The sequence below is a fragment of the Jiella endophytica genome (assembly GCF_004519335.1).
In the GTDB taxonomy this organism is placed as follows: domain Bacteria; phylum Pseudomonadota; class Alphaproteobacteria; order Rhizobiales; family Rhizobiaceae; genus Jiella; species Jiella endophytica.
This window is the reverse complement of sequence record NZ_SOZD01000006.1, coordinates 143,420-162,632: the sequence shown is the minus strand read 5'-3', so window position 1 is coordinate 162,632 and position 19,213 is coordinate 143,420. Positions and strand designations below refer to the sequence as shown.

At 65.0% G+C, this 19,213-nt stretch carries 17 protein-coding genes; 5 read left to right on the top strand and 12 right to left on the bottom strand.

Annotated elements, in window-relative coordinates; genetic code table 11:
• The first annotated feature begins 30 nt into the window (after positions 1 to 30).
• The 3 genes from E3C22_RS19090 (at position 31) to E3C22_RS19080 (ending at position 3,219) form a co-directional block, all read left to right on the top strand.
• Positions 31 to 633, top strand: coding sequence for a hypothetical protein (locus E3C22_RS19090; RefSeq protein ID WP_134763470.1), 603 nt, complete (start codon positions 31 to 33; stop codon positions 631 to 633).
• 115 nt (positions 634 to 748) lie between these two features.
• The gene (locus tag E3C22_RS19085) at positions 749 to 1,492 is read left to right on the top strand and encodes an SDR family oxidoreductase (RefSeq protein WP_134763469.1); all 744 of its coding nucleotides are present in this window, start codon (positions 749 to 751) and stop codon (positions 1,490 to 1,492) included.
• Positions 1,493 to 1,644: 152 nt separating this feature from the next.
• A complete protein-coding gene (locus E3C22_RS19080) occupies positions 1,645 to 3,219 on the top strand; it encodes an alkaline phosphatase D family protein (protein WP_167591827.1) in 1,575 nt (524 codons plus the stop codon).
• A 188-nt stretch (positions 3,220 to 3,407) separates the two neighbouring features.
• Here the strand turns inward: E3C22_RS19080 and E3C22_RS19075 are convergent, their stop codons facing one another.
• Positions 3,408 to 3,737: a DUF1344 domain-containing protein gene (locus E3C22_RS19075; RefSeq protein WP_167591826.1), complete on the bottom strand. Its 330-nt coding sequence runs from the start codon at positions 3,735 to 3,737 to the stop codon at positions 3,408 to 3,410.
• Positions 3,738 to 4,127: 390 nt separating this feature from the next.
• Here E3C22_RS19075 and typA point away from each other — a divergent pair, with 390 nt between their 5' ends.
• Positions 4,128 to 5,954 carry a translational GTPase TypA gene (typA, locus tag E3C22_RS19070; RefSeq protein ID WP_134763467.1) on the top strand — a complete coding sequence of 609 codons (1,827 nt, stop codon included), beginning with the start codon at positions 4,128 to 4,130 and terminating at the stop codon, positions 5,952 to 5,954.
• Positions 5,955 to 6,391: 437 nt separating this feature from the next.
• On the top strand, positions 6,392 to 6,847 hold the full coding sequence (locus E3C22_RS19065) for a MarR family winged helix-turn-helix transcriptional regulator (protein WP_167591825.1): 456 nt from the start codon (positions 6,392 to 6,394) through the stop codon (positions 6,845 to 6,847).
• 96 nt (positions 6,848 to 6,943) lie between these two features.
• On the opposite strand, the gene E3C22_RS24565 is transcribed toward E3C22_RS19065, so the two are convergent.
• The 11 genes from E3C22_RS24565 to E3C22_RS24675 all read right to left on the bottom strand — a co-directional run bounded on the left by E3C22_RS24565 (position 6,944) and on the right by E3C22_RS24675 (position 19,044).
• Positions 6,944 to 7,108, bottom strand: a complete 165-nt coding sequence (locus E3C22_RS24565) for a hypothetical protein (protein ID WP_167591824.1) — start codon at positions 7,106 to 7,108, stop codon at positions 6,944 to 6,946.
• 124 nt (positions 7,109 to 7,232) lie between these two features.
• The gene (locus E3C22_RS19060) at positions 7,233 to 8,174 is read right to left on the bottom strand and encodes a 2-hydroxyacid dehydrogenase (RefSeq protein ID WP_134763465.1); all 942 of its coding nucleotides are present in this window, start codon (positions 8,172 to 8,174) and stop codon (positions 7,233 to 7,235) included.
• Positions 8,174 to 8,833, bottom strand: coding sequence for an NUDIX domain-containing protein (locus tag E3C22_RS19055; protein ID WP_134763464.1), 660 nt, complete (start codon positions 8,831 to 8,833; stop codon positions 8,174 to 8,176). The genes E3C22_RS19060 and E3C22_RS19055 overlap by 1 nt, the downstream gene beginning before the upstream one ends.
• Positions 8,830 to 10,491: an ABC transporter ATP-binding protein gene (locus tag E3C22_RS19050; protein ID WP_245515073.1), complete on the bottom strand. Its 1,662-nt coding sequence runs from the start codon at positions 10,489 to 10,491 to the stop codon at positions 8,830 to 8,832. The genes E3C22_RS19055 and E3C22_RS19050 overlap by 4 nt, the downstream gene beginning before the upstream one ends.
• A gap of 42 nt (positions 10,492 to 10,533) precedes the next feature.
• Positions 10,534 to 10,959: a type II toxin-antitoxin system VapC family toxin gene (locus tag E3C22_RS19045; RefSeq protein ID WP_167591823.1), complete on the bottom strand. Its 426-nt coding sequence runs from the start codon at positions 10,957 to 10,959 to the stop codon at positions 10,534 to 10,536.
• On the bottom strand, positions 10,956 to 11,240 hold the full coding sequence (locus E3C22_RS19040) for a hypothetical protein (RefSeq protein ID WP_134763462.1): 285 nt from the start codon (positions 11,238 to 11,240) through the stop codon (positions 10,956 to 10,958). The genes E3C22_RS19045 and E3C22_RS19040 overlap by 4 nt, the downstream gene beginning before the upstream one ends.
• 12 nt (positions 11,241 to 11,252) lie before the next feature.
• Positions 11,253 to 12,491, bottom strand: coding sequence for an ABC transporter permease (locus E3C22_RS19035; protein ID WP_134763461.1), 1,239 nt, complete (start codon positions 12,489 to 12,491; stop codon positions 11,253 to 11,255).
• A gap of 2 nt (positions 12,492 to 12,493) precedes the next feature.
• Entirely contained in the window at positions 12,494 to 13,621 is a 1,128-nt protein-coding gene (locus E3C22_RS19030; protein WP_134763460.1) for a microcin C ABC transporter permease YejB, read from the bottom strand.
• A 183-nt stretch (positions 13,622 to 13,804) separates the two neighbouring features.
• The gene (locus E3C22_RS19025; RefSeq protein WP_134763459.1) at positions 13,805 to 15,682 is read right to left on the bottom strand and encodes an extracellular solute-binding protein; all 1,878 of its coding nucleotides are present in this window, start codon (positions 15,680 to 15,682) and stop codon (positions 13,805 to 13,807) included.
• Positions 15,682 to 17,643 (bottom strand): extracellular solute-binding protein, encoded by a 1,962-nt coding sequence (locus tag E3C22_RS19020; RefSeq protein ID WP_425364992.1) that lies wholly within the window; start codon positions 17,641 to 17,643, stop codon positions 15,682 to 15,684. The genes E3C22_RS19025 and E3C22_RS19020 overlap by 1 nt, the downstream gene beginning before the upstream one ends.
• A 198-nt stretch (positions 17,644 to 17,841) precedes the next feature.
• Positions 17,842 to 19,044, bottom strand: coding sequence for a c-type cytochrome (locus E3C22_RS24675; protein WP_134763458.1), 1,203 nt, complete (start codon positions 19,042 to 19,044; stop codon positions 17,842 to 17,844).
• Between the last annotated feature and the right edge of the window lie 169 nt (positions 19,045 to 19,213).

Here is a 19,213-nt window from a genome sequence, read left to right as displayed (position 1 = left end):
GGGAAGGGCGCCGTACGAGGACGAAGCATCATGAAACGGTTCGCGAGCCGCTCCTGGCGGACGATCGCCGCATCCATCGTTCTGGTGGCGGCCGGGAGCGCATTGGCGCAGGAGCCCGGCAGCCTGAGCCTCGAGGATTCCCCCTTCGCGCCGCCGAAGCCCGGACAGAGCCAGGACAGCCCGGCCGACCTGACGCCCCGCGGCCTCAGCCTCGGCGAGCTCGACTGGGCGCCGATCGCCAGCCGCTGCACCTTCGTCAGGAGCGATGCATCCGGCAAGGCGAAGGCCGACCCGCTTCCCGAACCGGGCAGGGACGCCGGCGCGCAGGAGGGTTTCGGGCGCTTCGTCTTCGTTACCATGGTCGCCGACAATGCCGGGGACGGCTCGCCGCTCGAGCGTGGCTACGTCATGGCCAACGGTCTGGTGCGCGAGCTCGAAAAGGGCAAGACCTCCGCCGGCAAGGACAAGGCGGTGGTCACCAACTGGCGCGCCGCCGGGGAGCCGCGGATTTCCGTCGGCCTCATCCTGACCGGCTCGGAGCGGATGGACGACCATGCCGAATATACCGGCAAGATGACGGTGTTCTGGGGTGACAAGAAAGAGGAAGTGCCGGTCCGCGGCCGATGCGGATAGGCTGCGGTCGGCGCCTAGCCTCCGGCGCGGGTGACGCAGCGTTGCCGCATCGACAGGCAACCGCGATCTCGCCGCATCGTTCCCCGTGTCCATTCGACGAGCAGGGAGACATGCGATGAAGCGCTTTGCGGGCAAGCGGATCCTGATCACCGGCGGCACCAGCGGCATCGGCCTTGCCACCGCCAGGAGGATCGCCGAAGAGGGCGGCCAGCTCCTCCTCGCCGGCCATTCGGCCGAGCATATCGCCGAGACCGAAAAGGCGCTGCCGCAGGCGCGGGTCATCGCCAACGACGCGGCGGATCCCGAAGCGGCAGCGGCCCTCGCCGAAGCGGTGAAGGCGCATTTCGGCACCATCCACGCCGCTTTCCTCAATGCCGGCTACGGTTCCTTCGCCAAGCTCGACGGCGTCGACGCCGCCGATTTCGACCGGCACTACCAGCTGAATGTGCGCGGCCCGATCCTGCAGGCCCAGGCCCTCGACCCGGTCATCGAGGCCGGCGGCGCGATCGTCCTGACCGGCTCCGGAACGGCCGCCTCGCCGCGCGAGGATGTCCTCGTCTACGGATCGAGCAAGGCGGCGGTGCGCCAGATCGCGCGCTCGCTCGCCAGCCGTTTCGCGCCCCGCGGCATCCGCGTCAACGTCGTCACGCCCGGCCTTACCGAGACGAACTTCCACGATCGGGGCGGCATGGAGGCCGAGGCGCAGAAGACCTACAAGGCGAATGTCGAAAAGGCCGTGCCGCTCCGACGGCTGGGCCGGCCGGAGGACGTCGCGGCGATCGCCTGCTTCCTGATGAGCGACGACACCGCCTATGTCACCGGCGCGGAATACAAGGTGGATGGCGGGCTGACGATGTGATGTCCGGGCCTCGCGCCGGACCGCCGGGCAGCATCGCCAGCCGTCGCAGGCGCGACCACCGTCTTCAAAGTTTCACACGCCGGAGAAGCGCCTGACATCGAACCTTTCGACATTGCGATCCGTCTCCCCGACGGATTCGAAAGGTTCCAAGAATGGCTCTCTCCCTCACCCGCCGCCGCTTCCTCGCCCAGAGCGGCGCCGTCGCGCTGGCCGCCGGCTCGTCCTTTGCGATGCCGCGCATCAGCCGCGCCGCCAGCCGGCCGGAATTCACCCACGGTGTCCAGACCGGCGACGTCGACGCGTCCTCCGGCATGGTCTGGACCCGCGTCGATCGTCCTGCCCGCATCGATTTCGAATGGTCGACGACCGAGAGCTTCAAGAACGCCCGCAAGCTCCACGCCCTGACCACCTCGCCAACCTCCGACTTCACGGTGAAGCGGCTGATCGACGGGCTGCCCTCCGACCAGGAGATCTTCTGGCGCGCCACCGCCACCGATCTTGCCGATGCCAACGGGGTCTCCGATCCGATCGTCGGCCGCTTCCGCACCGCGCCGGGCTCGCGCCGCTCGGTCAAGTTTGCCTGGTCTGGCGACACCGTCGGCCAGGGCTGGGGCATCGACGAGGACCGCGGCGGCATGAAGGCCTACGGCACCATGGCGAAGCACCGGCCTGACTTCTTCCTCCATTCGGGCGACACGATCTATGCCGACGGCCCGCTGAAGGAGACCGTCGATCTGCCGGACGGCAGCGTCTGGAAGAACGTCATCATTCCGGAGAAGACCAAGGTCGCCGAGACGCTGGACGAATATCGCGGCCAGTGGAAATACAACATGCTCGACAAGAACGTCCGCGAGCTCTACGCCAGCGTCCCGACCTTCTATCAGTGGGACGACCACGAGGTTCTGAACAACTGGTCGGCCTCGAAGGACCTCACCGCCGACGACCGCTACACCGAGAAGAACATCGCGGTGCTGGCGGCGCGGGCGGCCCGGGCGTTTCACGAGATGACGCCGATCCGCTACATGCCGTCGGAGCCCGGCCGGATCTACCGCAAGATCTCCTACGGCCCGATGCTCGACATCTTCTTCATCGACCTCAGGAGCTATCGCGGTCCGAACAACGACAATCTCCAGACCGAGCTCGGTCCGGATTCGCAGATGATGGGACCCGAGCAGATCGCCTGGCTGAAGCGGGCGCTGGCCGATTCCAACGCCACCTGGAAGGTGATCGCCTGCGACATGCCGATCAGCCTCGTCGTCTGGGACGACTATGCCAACCGCAAGGGCTTCGAGGCGGTTTCCAACAACGAGGCCGGCGCGCCGAAGGGCCGCGAGCTGGAATTTGCCGATCTCCTGCGCTTCATCAAGACCGCCGGCATTACAAACACCGTCTGGCTGACGGCGGACGTGCACTACACCGCGGCCCATCACTACAGCCCGGACCGGGCGGCATTTCAGGACTTCGAGCCGTTCTGGGAGTTCGTCTCCGGGCCGATCCATGCCGGCAGCTACGGGCCGAACGACCTCGACATGACCTTCGGCCCGAAGGCCGAGTTCATCAAGGCGCCGTCGCCGGACCAGAAGCAGGGCGAGAGCCCGGCGGCCGGCCTGCAGTTTTTCGGCCTCGTCGAGATCGACGGTGACACCGAGCAGCTGACGGTCCGGCTGATGGACACCAACGACCAGGAACTCTGGACGAAGACCATCGATCCGGTCCGCAACGCCTGAGGGGGCCTTGCCAAACGAAAAAGGACCGGAGGGGTTCGCCTCCGGTCCTCTGCCGCCGGTCGGGAGAGGGGGGAGCCCGATCGGCCGGGGGCTCGAAATGATCGAGGTGGGCGGTCTGCGAGCGGCGTGTCACACGGGGATAGCAATGCCGGGCGCCGGTCGGCGGCGCCAGCGGCCCGGCATGCGACCTATTTTGCGGCCTTGACGGTGGTCGCCGACATCTGCTTGCCGTTCATCGCGTAGCGCACCTGCACGCGCTCGCCGGTCTTCACCGAAGAGGTGGTGAAGTCGGCCGGGAGCATGAAGGTCTTGCCGTTGGTGAGGGTCAGCGTGTTCGCCGCGGTGTCGATCGACTTGATCTTGCCGGTCGCGACGTGCAGCTTCTTGGCCGAGCCGCTGGTCGTCGAGCCCGCGGTCATCTTGTCGCCCGACATCGTGCTGCTCGGGGACGCGGCATAGGCCGAGGTCGCGGCGATCAGGCTGGCGGCGAGGGTCAGGGGAAGGGTGAGACTACGCATCTTGCGCATCCTCGTCGATGGGCCGGTGCGGCACAGGCCGCGCTCCGGCGAATGGGAAGCCGTCAAGTCGCGTCGTGTCGCGGCCGCCATCGGGCGGTCGCCGGCGCTCCCCGGCTTCGAGAGGGGACGCTAGCGATGCCTCCAAACGCGTGCAAATGAACAAGAAATAATGTTTTCCGGCCGCAAAACCTCCGCAATTGCGCAAAGATCGGCGGCGAAGCAGTTGGGGAAATCACCCGATCGACGCGGCACGACAGAGCCTTTCGCAGTTGCGAAAAATCGTGTAATGGCTCGCGCGAGCCCCGATCGCTACAACCTCGATCGCTACCCATCGCGCGCCCTCTGCCTTTCGGCCGAGGGCTGTTGGCGCGACATGAACCGGATATTCTCATGAAGCTTCGCAACATTGCGATCATCGCACACGTCGATCACGGCAAGACCACCCTCGTCGACAAGCTGCTCGCCCAGTCCGGCACCTTCCGCGACAACCAGCGCACCGAAGAGCGGGCGATGGACTCCAACGACCTCGAGAAGGAGCGCGGGATCACCATTCTCGCCAAAGCGACGTCGGTGGAGTGGAAGGACACCCGCATTAACATCGTCGACACCCCCGGCCACGCCGATTTCGGCGGCGAGGTGGAGCGCATCCTCAACATGGTGGATGGCGCGGTGATCCTGGTCGACGCGTCGGAAGGTCCGATGCCGCAGACCAAGTTCGTGCTCGGCAAGGCGCTCAAGGTTGGCCTGAAGCCGATCGTCGCGATCAACAAGATCGACCGCCAGGACGAGCGCCACCTCGAAGTGCTGGACGAGATCTTCGACCTCTTCGTCGCCCTCGACGCCACCGAAGAGCAGCTCGACTTCCCGGTGCTTTACGGTTCCGGCCGCGGCGGCTGGATGGCTTCCGAGCCCGACGGCCCGCAGGACCAGGGCCTGACGCCGCTGTTCGACCTCATCCTGAAGCATGTTCCGGAGCCGGATACCGCCGGCAAGGACGAGCCGTTCAAGATGATCGGCACCATCCTCGAGGCGAACCCGTTCCTCGGTCGGCTGATCACCGGGCGCATCCAGGCCGGTTCGATCAAGCCGAACCAGGCCGTCAAGGTTCTCAACAACGACGGCAAGCAGCTGGAAAGCGGCAGGATCTCCAAGATCCTCGCCTTCCGCGGTCTCGAGCGCGTGCCGCTGGATTACGCCGAGGCGGGCGATATCGTCGCCATTGCCGGCCTGTCGAAGGGCACCGTTGCCGATACCTTCTGCGATCCGCAGGTCTCCGAGCCGCTGCATGCCCAGCCGATCGATCCGCCGACCGTGACGATGTCCTTCATCGTCAACGATTCGCCGCTCGCCGGCACCGAAGGCGACAAGGTGACGAGCCGCGTCATCCGCGATCGTCTCCTGAAGGAGGCCGAGGGCAACGTCGCCCTGAAGATCGAGGAGGCGGCCGACAAGGACTCCTTCTACGTCTCCGGCCGCGGCGAACTGCAGCTCGCCGTCCTCATCGAGACGATGCGCCGCGAAGGCTTCGAACTCGGCATCTCGCGTCCGCGCGTCGTCATGAAGGAAGGCGAGAACGGCGAGAAGCTGGAGCCGATCGAAGAGGTCGTGATCGACGTCGACGAGGAGCATGCCGGCATCGTCGTGCAGAAGATGAGCGAGCGTAAGGCCGAGATGATCGAGCTGCGCCCCTCCGGCGGTGACCGCCAGCGCCTCGTCTTCCACGCGCCGACGCGCGGCCTGATCGGCTATCAGTCCGAGCTTCTGACCGACACCCGCGGCACCGCGATCATGAACCGGCTGTTCCACTCCTACCAGCCCTACAAGGGCGAGCTGGCGGGCCGCAACAACGGCGTGCTGATCTCCTCGGAAGACGGCGAGAGCGTCGCCTATGCGATGTTCAACCTGGAGGATCGCGGCCCGATGGTCATCGATGCCGGCGTCAAGGTCTATGCCGGCATGATCATCGGCATCCACACCCGCGACAACGATCTCGAGGTCAACGTCCTGAAGGGCAAGAAGCTCACCAACATGCGCGCCTCGGGCAAGGACGAGGCGGTGAAGCTCACCCCGCCGATCCGCATGACCCTCGACCGGGCGCTCTCCTGGATCCAAGACGACGAACTGGTCGAGGTGACGCCGAAGACGATCCGGCTGCGCAAACTCTATCTCGACCCGCATGAGAGGAAGCGGTTCGAGAAGAGCCGCAAGGCCGCTTGAGGCTGCGCGCAGCTTAGCTCGTCGGCGGTTCGGCCTGGCTGGGCCGCATGCAATCGCGAGCAGGTCGGATCCGTGAAATGAGAAAGCCGGGAGTGGCATGTGCCATCCCGGCCTTTTCGTTTGCCGTCTCGCCGCTCGGACGAGGGCGACCGACAATTTTTCTCGGCCATGCATTTCGCGGCAGCACACCGTCCGGCAATCCGGCGGCTGCCGCTGGGCGTTCCCGAAATTTTCCCACGCTATGCGCCAGCCAGCGGCAAAGGCCGGAAAAGCGGGCCCTCCGTTTGCGAGCGGAGCGGCCGTGACCGTTTGTCACGCGTTCTTTTGCCTAGTCGAATGATTTATCGCCATATGTTCTGGTCGGCGACCGTGTCAGGCAGAGAGATGTCTGGCTGGCGATGCTTGAAGCTGTTCGCGCTTCAACTGGACGACCGTCAATGGCCGAAGACATGACGCTGCGACTCGAGGATCATCTCTGCTTCGCGCTTTACACCGCCACACATGCGGTGACGCGCGCCTACCGGCCGCTGCTGCAGGATGTCGACCTGACCTACCCGCAATATCTGGTGATGCTGGTGCTCTGGCAGGATGGCAAGACGACGTCCGGCGCGATTGCTGATCGCCTGCATCTGTCGGCCAACGCCATCAGCCCGCTCCTCGATCGGCTGGAGCAGAGCGGCCTGATCGTCCGTCGGCGCGGCGGTCGCGACAGGCGTGTCGTCCATATCGAGCTGACGCCGGAGGGCCTGCGGCTGGAGACGGCAGCCCGTGAGGCGCAGGACGCGCTGGCCGGGCAGATGGGCCTCGCGCCAGCGCTGGTGAACCGGCTGATGGACGATCTGACCTTGCTGGTCTCACGCATGACCGCGGCCCCGACGGCCGCAGCGGAATAGGCGGCGCCCATCTCAAGGCGTGCCGACAACAGTCCAAAACGATGGGCATGATTGCTGCTCGTCCGATGCCGCGTCGCGCGCAGCGATTCCGCTGGATCAGTTGTTCGGACCGTCGATGCGCGACGGTGCGACCGGATCGGAGGCCGGGAAGGTCTCGTCCAGAGCCTCGTCGAGCTCTGCGTCGTCGGCCTTGTCCTTCTCGACCTCCTTCTCGGAGATCCTTTCGTCGTCCTTCAGCCGGTTCTTTTGGTCATCGGCCATGATGGCACCTCGTCGATCGTTGGTCTCGCCCTGAACGAAGACGCGCGACGATGGTTTCCGGCGATTTCGTCAGCCGGATGCGGAGCGGGGTAGGAGCCGTCGCCAAAGGTGCGGCAGGGCCGCTTCAGTAGCCGGTCTTCCGGTCGACGACGTTGTCCAGCGCTTCGCCGCGCTCATGCGCCGCGATCTGGCGCATGATGATCGGCGCCAGCGCATCCGGGTCGGAGAGCGCCGCCGCATGGGGGGTGACGAACACCTTCGGATGCGACCAGAGCCGGCTCTCCGGCGGCAGCGGCTCGACGGTGAAGACGTCGAGCGAGGCTTCCATCAGGAGATCGGCGTCGAGCGCGTCGAGGATCGCCGCCTCGTCCTGCAGGCCGCCGCGCCCGGCATTGATCAGCACCGGGCCGCCGAGCGGCGTCTCGCGCTTCATCCGGGAGAGAAGGTCTTTGCCGACGATGCCGCGGGTGTCGGCGGTGAGCGGCAAAAGCACGACGAGGATGTCGCTGGCGCCAAGAAAGGCCGATAGCTCCGCCTCGCCGGCAAAACTGCGGACGCCCTCGACGGACTTTTCGCGGCGGCTCCAGCCGACGACGTCGAAGCCGAGAACCTTCAGCTTGGCCGCGGCGTCGATGCCGAGGACGCCGAGGCCCATGATGCCCACGGTGATCTCGCGGGCGGCGGGCTGCATGCGCTCGTGCCAGATCTTCTGGCTCTGCTGCTGGCGATAGGCTCTGCCGCGGCGGAAGTGATCGAGCACCCGCCAGACGACATATTCGCTCATCCGCTCCTTCAGGTCGTCGGCAACGATGCGGACGATCGGAACCTGCGGCAGCTCACGATCGGCGAGAATATGGTCGACGCCGGCGCCGAGGGAAATGATCGCCTTGAGGTCGGGAAGGGTGGCCAGCAGCCCGGGCGGCTGCTTCCAGACAACGGCGTAGTCGATCGGTTCGTTGCCGGCATCGGCCGGGTCGACGACGATGTTGCGATCGGGGGCCGCCTCGTGAAGCGCCTGCCACCAGCGGGAGGGATCGAAGCCGGTGACGGAGAGAAGAATGGTCATCAGTCGCTTTCGCTGTCGAAAAGTGTCCCTTGCAGCGCCTGGGCCCGCGCCCGTCCCTTGCGGGCGAACCAGTGGGTGCAGGTGATGAGATAGCCGTTCTCGACGCGGCCTTCGTCGACGGCGGCGATCAGGTCGTCCACCGGGGCGAGGATCGGCCGGATGTCCTCGTGTTCCTCGTCAATGCCGGCGCGCTCGCCGAGACTTCCGGCGTCGACGATGGCGAGGAAGATCGTCGCGTGCTCGTCGCTGAGGCCGGGCGAGGGCACCATCGAGAAGCAGCGCTCGATGGCGAGCGGGGCAAGGCCCGTCTCTTCCTCGAGTTCGCGGGCCGCGGCCTCGGCGATGTTCTCGCCCGGATCGAGCATGCCGGCGGGAAGCTCCACCGCGGCGGCGTTCGGCGTGTCGAGGGCGGCCGCGAGGCGGAACTGGCGGATCACCACGATGGCGTCGCGGGCGGGATCGTAGGGCAGGGTCACCGCCACCGAACCGGTGGCGAGATATTCCCGCGTCATCGGCCCGACGCGGCCGGCGCCGTCGAGCGAATCATGCTCGATCGTCAGCCGCTTGAAGTCGCGAAAGCCGCGATGGATCAGCTCCTCCTTCTGGATCTCGAAACCCAGCGGCTGGTCGCTCAGCTGGTCGCGATAATGTCCGCTCATTCGGAAACAATCCCCGTCGGCGCCGCCTCGATGTCGAAAGCGGCGGCCATCAGTGCCCTGGTATAGTCGGTGCGCGGCCGCTCGAAGATCTCCTCGGCGGGGCCCCGCTCCACCACCTGGCCGTTTCGCATGACGATGACCTCGTTGGCCAGAGCCCTGACGACCTTGAGATCGTGGCTGATGAAGAGATAGGCGAGGTCGTGGCGGCGCTGCAGGTCGCGCAGGAGATCGACCACCTGAGCCTGGACGCTCATGTCGAGGGCCGAGGTCGGCTCGTCCAGCATGACGAAGCGGGGGTTCAGCACCATCGCCCGCGCGATCGCGATGCGCTGGCGCTGGCCGCCGGAAAACTCGTGCGGGAACCGGAACCGCGCGGCGGGGTCGAGGCCGACTTCGCGAAGAACGTCGACGACGCGCCTGTCGCGCTCCTCGGGCGAGAGACCGCGCTCGTGGATCGACAGGCCCTCGGCGACGATGTCGGCGATCGACATGCGCGGCGAGAGCGAGCCGTAGGGATCCTGGAAGACGATCTGCATCTTTCGCCGCAGCGGCTTCATCGCCTTGAAGGAGCGGTCGTCGATCCGCTCGCCGTCGAAGCGGATCTCGCCCTTCGACGAGATCATCCGCGACAGAGCGAGGCCGAGGGTGGTCTTGCCGGAGCCGGATTCGCCGACGACGCCGACGGTCTGGCCGGCCCTCAGCGTCAGGTCGACGCCGTCGACCGCCTTGACGTGGCCGGTGACGCGGCGAAGGAGGCCGGTGCGGATCGGGAACCAGACCTTCAGCTCCTTCGCCTCCATCACCAGAGGCGCATTGGCGTTGGTGGCGGGCGGCATGCCCTTCGGCTCGGCGGCGAGAAGGTGCTTGGTATAATCGTGTTGCGGCGCCTTGAAGATCTCGGCCGTCGGACCCTCCTCGACGATCTTGCCGCGATACATGACGCAGACCCGGTCGGCGATGCGCCGCACGATTCCGAGATCGTGGGTGATGAACAGCATCGCCATGCCGTGCTCGGCCTGGAGCTTCTTCAACAGTTCGAGGATCTGCGCCTGGACGGTGACGTCGAGGGCGGTGGTCGGCTCGTCGGCAATCAGGAGGTTGGGGTCGTTGGCGAGCGCCATGGCGATCATCACGCGCTGGCGCTGGCCGCCGGAAAGCTGGTGAGGATAGGCGCCGAGCCGCTCCTCGGCATTGCGGATGCCGACCTGGGTGAGGAGTTCGAGAGTGCGCTCGCGGGCCGCCTTGTCGCCGAAGCCGCCATGCAGCTTCAGCACCTCGCCGACCTGCCGCTCGATGGTGTGCAGTGGGTTGAGCGAGGACATCGGCTCCTGGAAGATCATCGAGATGCGGTTGCCGCGCACCTTTCGCAGATCGCCCTCGTCGTCGTCGATGAGGTTCTCGCCCTCGAAATACACCGCGCCGCCGGGGTGGCTCGCCGCCGGATAGGGCAGGAGCTTGAGGATCGACAGCGCCGACACCGACTTGCCGGAGCCGGATTCGCCGACGAGGGCGAGTGTCTCGCCTCTGGCAATGTGGAACGACACCGCATCGACGGCGAGCGTCTTCTTCTCGCCGCGGCCGAAGGCGACGGAGAGGTTTTCGACGGATAGGAGGGGGGAGTCAGAGGCAAGTCGCGGCTTGATGTTCAGCTCAGACAAATTGCAAACTCCGAGTGGCTGGCGCACTAGGATTCAAGTGGGTCACAAGAGCTCTTTCTCCGCCTCTTCGACGCAAAGACGTGCCAGTTCTTGCGGACATCTTAAACGCAGATCGTTGGACACAAGGACTCGGCACCGCGTTTCCAGAGCTGATGCAACGTGAACTGCATCGGGTAGCTTGCCGCCTAGCGTGCTTCTGAGCTCGGCGCTTCGCCTGAGAATTTCGCGTGATATGGCGACTGTTCTTAGCGAAGGCTCGTTGGTCAGCAGTTCGCTGTATGCAGCCACGAGATCGGAACGCCCCATTTCCAGCGGTTTCACCAGAACCTCCGCAAGCGATATCTCACTTGTCACGAAGCTGATCTTACCTTCGGCCGCACCATAAAAGAGGGAGAGCACTTCCCGCTGCTTTTCCTCGATTAGCGCAATCAGGACGTTTGTGTCGACGTAAACGAGCTGCAAGTTCAATCCCACTCGTCTCGGAGTGCCCGGATCCTTGCGACGGCTTCTTCTGTTGTCGTTCCAAGATCTGCTCCGACACCCCAAAACCGATGAAGCGATGCTTTTCGCCGTTCAATCTCTTCGACTGAAAGATTGGGAGTTTCTTTTGCATCGTGTGCAGCCGCGGAAGGATACATTTCGCCCTCGAATGTCACACTCACCGGTGTGCCCGGAACGAACCTTTCGCGCATGTCCTCCGGCAACTCGTCGACGCTGACTGTCTTCGTGATCCGACCGATCTCGCCCATTCGATCCTCCTCTCACCCGAAGCTCTTGCGCGGATCGAACGCGTCGCGGACCGCCTCGCCGATGAAGACGAGCAAGGATAGCATCAGCGCGAGCACGAGGAAGCCGGAAAAGCCGAGCCAGGGGGCCTGCAGGTTGTTCTTGCCCTGGGCGAGGAGTTCGCCGAGCGACGGCGATCCCGGCGGCAGTCCGAGGCCGAGGAAGTCGAGCGCCGTCAGGGTGGTGATCGAGCCGGAGAGGATGAAGGGCAGGAAGGTCAGCGTCGCTACCATGGCGTTGGGCAGAAGGTGGCGGAACATGATCGTCCAGTCGCCGACGCCGAGCGCTCGCGCGGCGTTGACATATTCGAAGTTCCGGGCGCGCAGGAACTCCGCCCGGACGACGCCGACGAAGGCGACCCAGGAGAACAGCATCATGATGCCGAGCAGCACCCAGAAGCCCGGCGGCAGGATCGCCGCGATGATCAAGAGCAGGTAGAGCACCGGGATCGACGACCAGATCTCGATGAAGCGCTGGAAGAAGAGGTCCACCAGCCCACCGAAATAGCCCTGGACCGCACCGGCGGTGACGCCGATCAGTGCCGAGCCGGCGGTGAGGATGAGGCCGAACAGCACGGAGATGCGGAAGCCGTAGATGACCCGGGCAAGGACGTCGCGGACCTGATCGTCGGTGCCGAGCCAGTTCATGTTGCCGAGCGTGCAGCCGGGATCGTTCACCCCCTCGGGATAGCCCTTGCAGCGATCCTCCTTCGACAGCATCCAGAACGGCGGCGAGGGCGCCGGCGTCGGTGGCTCGAGGTTCTTGGTATCGTAGGAATAGCGGATCGGCGGCCAGATCATCCAGCCGTTGGATTCGATCTCGTCGCGATTGACCGGATCGCGGTAGTCGGTGGTCGGCAGGAAGCCGCCGAACACCTCTTCGGGATAATCGACGAAGACAGGATAGTAGAACTCCCCCTTGTACTCGACGAGCAGCGGCCGGTCGTTGGCGACGAATTCGGCGAATAGCGTGACGATGAAGAGAATGCCGAAGATCCACAGCGACCAGTAGCCGCGCCGGTTCGCCTTGAAGTTTCGCCAGCGGCGCTGGTTGATCGGCGAGATGCGCGGCCGTCTGACGAACTCGCTTTCCGGAGCGAGCTGGGCGATGCCGCTGGTCTGTTCGCGGGCGATGTCGGCGGCGCGATCCTCGGGCTGCTCCGGCTGGCGGGTCTGACGCTCGGCCTCGAGGCGATCCTTCAGGGCGTCATCCATGGTCACACCTCCCGCCGCTCGAAGTCGATCCGCGGATCGATCCAGGTGTAGGTGAGGTCGGAGATCAGCGTGGTGACGAGACCGATCAGCGAGAAGATGTAGAGCGTTGCAAAGACCACGGGATAGTCGCGCTTGTAGATCGAATCGAAGCCGAGATAGCCGAGCCCGTCGAGGGAGAAGATCGTCTCGATCAGCAGCGAGCCGGTGAAGAAGGCCGAGATGAAGGCGCCGGGAAAGCCGGCGATGATGATCAGCATGGCGTTGCGGAAGACGTGACCGTAGAGGACGCGCCGCTCGTTCAGACCCTTGGCCCTGGCCGTCGTCACATATTGCTTGCCGATCTCGTCGAGGAAGGAGTTCTTGGTCAGGAGCGTCGTCGTCGCGAAGGCCGAGAGCGACAACGCGATCAGCGGCAGGGTGAGATGCCAGAAATAGTCCGGGATCGTCGTCGTGATGCAGGCCCCCGGCGCGAATTTCGCCGACCAGGGCGCGCACCAGGCGCCGCTGACGCCGTCCGACAGGAGGCCGCGCAGCGGAAACCAGTCGAGGAACGATCCGCCGGCAAACAGCACCATCAACAGGATGGCGAAGATGAACCCCGGGATCGCATAGGCGACGATGACGATACCGGAAGTCCATACGTCGAAGGGCGAGCCGTCCTTCAGCGCCTTGCGGATGCCGAGCGGGATCGAGATCGCATAGGAGATCAGCGTGATCCACAGGCCGAGGGAGATCGACACCGGCATCTTTTCCAGGATCAGGTCCCAGACGCCGATCGAGCGGAAGTAGCTCTCGCCGAAGTCGAAGCGGGCATAGTTCCAGATCATCAGGCCGAAGCGTTGCAGCGGCGGCTTGTCGAAGCCGAACTGCTTTTCGAGCTTCTTGATGAATTCCGGATCGAGCCCCTGGGCGCCGCGATAGCCGGAATCCTGCGCGCTCGACGACGAGCCGAAGTCGGAACTGACGCCGGATACCCTGTCCGCCGCGCCGCCCGCTTCGCCCCGCAGGCTGGCGACGACCTGCTCGATCGGGCCGCCCGGGGCGAACTGCACGACGATGAACGAGATGGCCATGATCCCGAGGATCGTCGGGATCATCAGAAGCAGTCGGCGGAGGATGTATGCGCCCATGTGGGGTTTCGCGTCTCCGTTTGGCGTCGCTTGGCCGCACGCGGCGGCGACGCAGAATTCGCCAGTCTTTACCGTTGTTAACCAAAAGCGCGGTCACGCGCAAAGGTCGACGATCAAAGGCGCCGTCTGGCGATTCGATGGCTCTGGCGCCACCTTTTCGCGGCGGCCTTGCTCAAGCCTTGCTCAAGCCTTGCCGAGCGCCCTGGCCTTGTCGGCATCAAGCCACCAGAGCCGCTCGACCGGCCAGCCATAGTCGGGCTTTGCCTCCTCGAAGCCGAACATGTCCCAATAGGCGGCGCGGTGGCTTTCGGAATGAATGTTCGGGATCCAGTCGAGCCTTGCCCGCAGAACCCGGTCGAGCGCCCGCATCGCCATGGTCAGGCTGCGGCGATCCTTGGCCTTGTTGACCACCTCGATCAGCGCGTCGACGCCGGGATCGGCCATGCCGACATGGTTGTTCGAACCCTGGAGGTCCCTGGTCTGGCTGCCGAACAGGCCGACCAGCGTGTCTCTCGTCGGCGTCGCGCCAAGGGAATAGGCGCTGCCGATCAAGTCGTAGTCGAAGCGGTTCTGGCGCTCCTGATACTGGGCGCCGTCGACGAGGCGGAAGGATGCGTCGACGCCGATCGAGCGGAGCGTCTGGACGAATTTCGAATAGACCCGCTCGAAGCCTTGGTCGTCGATCATGTATTCGAGGCTGAAGGACTCGCCGTCGCCATTGACCAGCCGGCCGCCCTTCTGTGTCCAGCCGGCTTCGGCGAAGAGGCGCAGCGCCTCGCGCAGCCGCTTGCGGTCACGGCCCGAGCCGTCCGACACGGGCTGCGTCCAGACCTCCTCGAAAGCCTCAGGCGGCAGCTTGTCCCGCAGGGGTTCGAGGATCTCGAGTTCGGCCGGAGAGGGCGGGCCCTCGGCCTTGAAGTCCGACGTCTCGAAGCAGGAATCGGAGTGGCGGTAGATGCCATAGAACATGTTGGCATTGGTCCACTCGAAATCGAAGCACAGGTTGATCGCCAGGCGCACATTGCGGTCGGCGAAGCGCTCGCGCCGCTGGTTCAGCGCCCAGCACTGGAAGGTGACGGTCTTTTCCCGCGCAAATTCGCGCTTGATCACCTGGCCGGAGGCGACCGCCGGAAAATTGTAGTCGCTCGCCCATGTCTTCGAGACGAACTCCTCGCGGAAGTTGATGCTCCCCTTCTTGAAGGCTTCGAAGGCGATCGTCCGGTCGCGGAAGAATTCGATCCTCAGCGTGTCGAAATGGTCGAGGCCCTTGGCGAAGCCCATCTCCTTTGCCCAATAGTCCGCCCGCTTGCCGTATTCGATGTAGCGGCCGAACTCGAAGGCCTTGATCTCGTAGCGGCCGCTGCCGGGAATGGGCTTTGCCGAGACCTGTTCGAATTCGGTTTCGTCGAAGAACGCCTTCGGAATGACAGGCGTGCCGAAGACCCCGAGCGCATCCTGATCGGTCTGCTTGCCGGAAAAGACCAGGCGCACCTTGTCCGGTGCCTCGGCGACGATGTCGACGAGTTCCTGCAGGGTGATCTGCAGCGATGGATGGCCCTTTTCCTTGAAGGTCTTGTAGGTGAAGACGACGTCGTCGGCGGTCACCGTCGCACCGGTCGAGAACTTCGCCTCCGGCCGCAGCTCGAATGTGTAGGCATTGCGATCCGCGGCGATGGTCACCGATTTCGCGATGGCGCAATAGAGTGCGTCCGGCTCGTCGAGGGACGAGGTCATCAGCGCATCATAGAGGCCCTCGATGCGCGGCGGCGCATTGCCCTTGAGGACGAAGGTGTTGAGCGTGTCGAAGGTGAGCGGCGACTGGTTGAGCACCCAGTTCGGCACGGAGAAACGGAACTCGCCGCCCGAAGGCGCATCCGGGCTCGCATAATCGAACTGCGGAAAGTCCGGCGGGTATTTCAGATCGCCGAAGGCCGAGAGGCCGTGCAGCGGCGTGTCGGTCTGCGAGGCGGCAAAGCCGCGCCCGGGAAGTGCAGCGGAGGCGGCGAGGCCGAAAGCCATCTGGCCGAAGCGGCGGCGGCTGAGACGCAGCACCGTCCCCATCAGTTCGCCGCGTCCTTCTGCGGCTCCGCCGACTTCACCCACCAGGAGAAGGGATCGAGGCCGCTATAGGACGGCGACTTCTCCGGACGGCCGAACTTGTCCCAATAGGCGAGCCAGATCTCCGGCTTGTACCACTGCGGGACGACGTAATATTCCCACAACATCACCCGGTCGAGGGCATGGGTCGCAGCGACGAGGTCGTCGCGGTCCTTGGCGTAGACGATGTCGTTGATGAGCTTGTCGATCGCCGGGTTCTTGATGCCGGCATAGTTGCGGCTGCCGGGGCTGTCGGCGGCGCCGCTCGACCAGAAGTCCCGCTGTTCGTTGCCGGGCGACATCGACTGCGGGTAGTATTTCATGGCCGCCAGCTCGAAATCGAAATTGGTCATCCGCTCGATATACTGGTTGGAATCGACGATCCGGATCCGGGCGTCGATGCCGAGACGCTTCAGGCTGTCGGCGTAGGGCTGCAGCGTGCGGGCATCGGTCGGGTCGTCGCCGAGCATCTCGATGCTCAGCGGCTCGCCGGTCTTGGCATTGACGAGGCGCGAGCCCTTCCGCTCGTAGCCAGCCTGCTGCAGCAGCTCGTAGGCCTTGCGCAGATTGTCGCGGGTCGACTGGTTATCGGTATAGACCGGCAGCTTGAACTCCTCGGTGAAGACCTCCGGCGGGATCTGGTCCTTCAGCGGTTCGAGGAACTTCAGCTCTCGTTCGTCCGGCAGGCCGCGCGAGGCGAGCTCGCTGTTGTCGAAATAGCTCGACATCCGCTGGTAGAGGCCGAAGAACAGCGACTTGTTCATGTCCTCGAAATTATAGGCGAGCGTCAGTGCCTCGCGGACGCGGCGATCCTGAAACTTCGGCAGGCGGTTGTTGAGAACATAGGCCTGCATCGATTCGACCTGGTGGTCGGGGATCGTCGTCTTCTTCACCTCGCCGTTCTTGAAGGCCGGAAAGTCGTATTCCTTTGCCCAGCGGCGCGAGATGTTCTCGATCCGGTAGTCGTCGAGGCCGCCCTTCTTGAAGGCCTCCCAAGAGGCGTTGGTGTCGCGCAGATAGGTGTAGTCGATGGTGTCGAAGTTGTAGCGACCCTTGTGCGGCGCGACGTCGGCGCCCCAGTAGTCCTTCACTCGGTCCCACTCGATCGACTGGCCGGTGACGTGGCGTCCGATCCTGTAGGGGCCGGAGCCGAGCGGCGCCTCCAGCGTCGGCTGGGTGATGTCGCGCTTCTTGCCGTCCGGCCCGGTGCCCTCCCACCAGTGCTTCGGCAGCACGGTGAGGTCGCCCATGATGTGCGGCAGCTCGCGGTTGCCGGTCTGATCGAAGGTGAAAGTGACCTCGCGTTCGCCGGTCTTCTCGGCCTTGACGACGTTCTTGTAATAGGTCGCCCATTGCGGATGAAGCTTCTTCAGCGTGTCGAAGCTCCAGATCACGTCCTCGACGGTGATCGGCTCGCCATCGTGCCACTTCGCCTTCGGATTGAGGCGGAAGGTGACCGACGATTCGTCCTCCGGATAGCGCACCGCCTCGGCGATCATCGCGTAGGAGACCGACGGCTCATCGGTTGACTGCTCCATCAGCGTGTCGAACAGCAGGCCGCCGCCGAAATTGGCAAGCCCCGCCGCAGCCGTGCCGCGCACGACGAAGGGGTTGAAGCTGTCATAGGAGCCGATGGCGACGGAATTCAGCTTGCCCCCCTTCGGCGCGTCCGGGTTGACGTAGTCGTAGTGCTGGAAGTCCGGCGGGTATCTCGACGGCTCGGCGAGCGACATCGAGGTCTGCCATTCGCCCATCGCCGGCTTCGCCTTCGCCGACTGCGTCGTGTCCTGAGGCGCCGGCGTTTCAGCAGGTGCCGCTCCGCTCCCGCCGCTGCCCTGATCCTGTGCCCAGACGGGCGAGAACGACAGTCCGAGCGCCAGGAGGGTGGTTGCGAGGAGAGGGGCGGCGCGTGTCACGATCGGCAAGGGCGGGTCTCCGTGGGCATTGCGTGCGTCAGGTCCGTCACATCACAGCTTTATGGCGGCCATCGGGACGCCCTGCCAAGTGACGATTCGTTCATTCCGGCCGCTGGGAGCCTGACGCCGGCTGCAGGCAAAGAAAAAGCCCCGGCCGTGGCCGGGGCTTGCCATGACATTTCAGCGGGCGTGATCCGTCGGTGCGGATCACTCGCCCTTCTTGGCGCCGTTCTCGTCGAAGCTCGCGAGATAGGCGATGACGTTGTCGATGTCCTTCTCGTCCTTCAGGCCGGGGAAGGACATCTTGGTGCCGGGAGCGACGTCCTTCGGGCTCTTCAGCCAGGCCTGCAGTTCCTCGACGGTCCAGGTCGGGTGCTCCTTGGCGTAGTCCTTCAGCGCAGAAGAGAAGCTGTAGCCGTCGACGGCGGCGATCTTCTCGCCGAGGATGCCGTTGAGCTCGGGTCCGATCTTGTTCTTCGCGCCTTCCCCGATGGCATGGCAGGCCTTGCACTTGTTGAAGACCTTCTCGCCCGCCGCCGGATCGCCGGCGACCTCGGTGGCCCCGCCGGAGGCTTCGGCCTTGCCGGATGATGCCTCACCGGCCGCGGCCTGATCGTTCGACGCTGTCTCGGTGCCGCCGGCTGCCAGCTGCTCGGTCGATCCCGCCGCCTCGGCAGGCTGGCTCTCGGCCTTCGGCGCCGCCGCCTCGGTCGAGGAATTGTCGGTGGCCTTCGCCTCGGCCGGCGCCTGCGCCTCCTCGCCGCCGGCATTGGCGCCGGATTGCGTGGTGGTCGCCGCATCGGTCTCGGTCGCGGCCTTGTCGCCGCCCTCGGCCGCGGCCTCGCCTTCGGCGGGCGCCTCCGGAAGCGGCGCCGGGCTGTCCGACAGCGTATGCAGATAGGCGATGACGTCGGCGCGGTCTTCCGGCTTCTTCAGGCCCGCGAAGCCCATCTTGGTGCCGGAGACGTAGCCCTTCGGATCCTTGAGGAAGTGATAGAGGTGGTCGTAGTCCCACTTCTCCTCGCCGCCCTTGGAGAAGTCCTTCATCGCCGAGGAATAGGAAAAGTCGGAGACCGACGCGATCGGCCGCATCACCACGTCCCAGAGATGCGGGCCGACCTTGTTCGGGCCGCCCTTCTCGCCGGAATGGCAGGCGCCGCACTTCTTGAAGATCGCCGCGCCGCTGTCCGCGCTGGCATTCTGCAGCAACGCGGCGATCGGGGGATCTTCCTGCGCGGCTTCCGTCTCGCCCGAGCCGCCTTCGGTCGGCTCGGCGGCGACGATCTCGTAGCCGGGGGTTTCGGGAGCTTCGGAGTGAAACAGGCCTTCGGCGAGGATACTGCCGCCGAACAGGACGAATACGGTGCCGAGAATGGCGCCGAAGATCTTATTAGCCTCAAACGAATCCATTGGCGGGACCGATCCTCCCCTTCAGTAGCCTTAGCCACGCCGCACCCGGCGAGCCCCCACGCAGACGGCCGGACCCTAGGTGTTTTGCCGATTCAAGGCAACAGCTGTAGAAGGCGGGAAAGCGAGGCAGATCGTCACTCGAGGCGGCGCCTTTGATGCTTTCGAACAG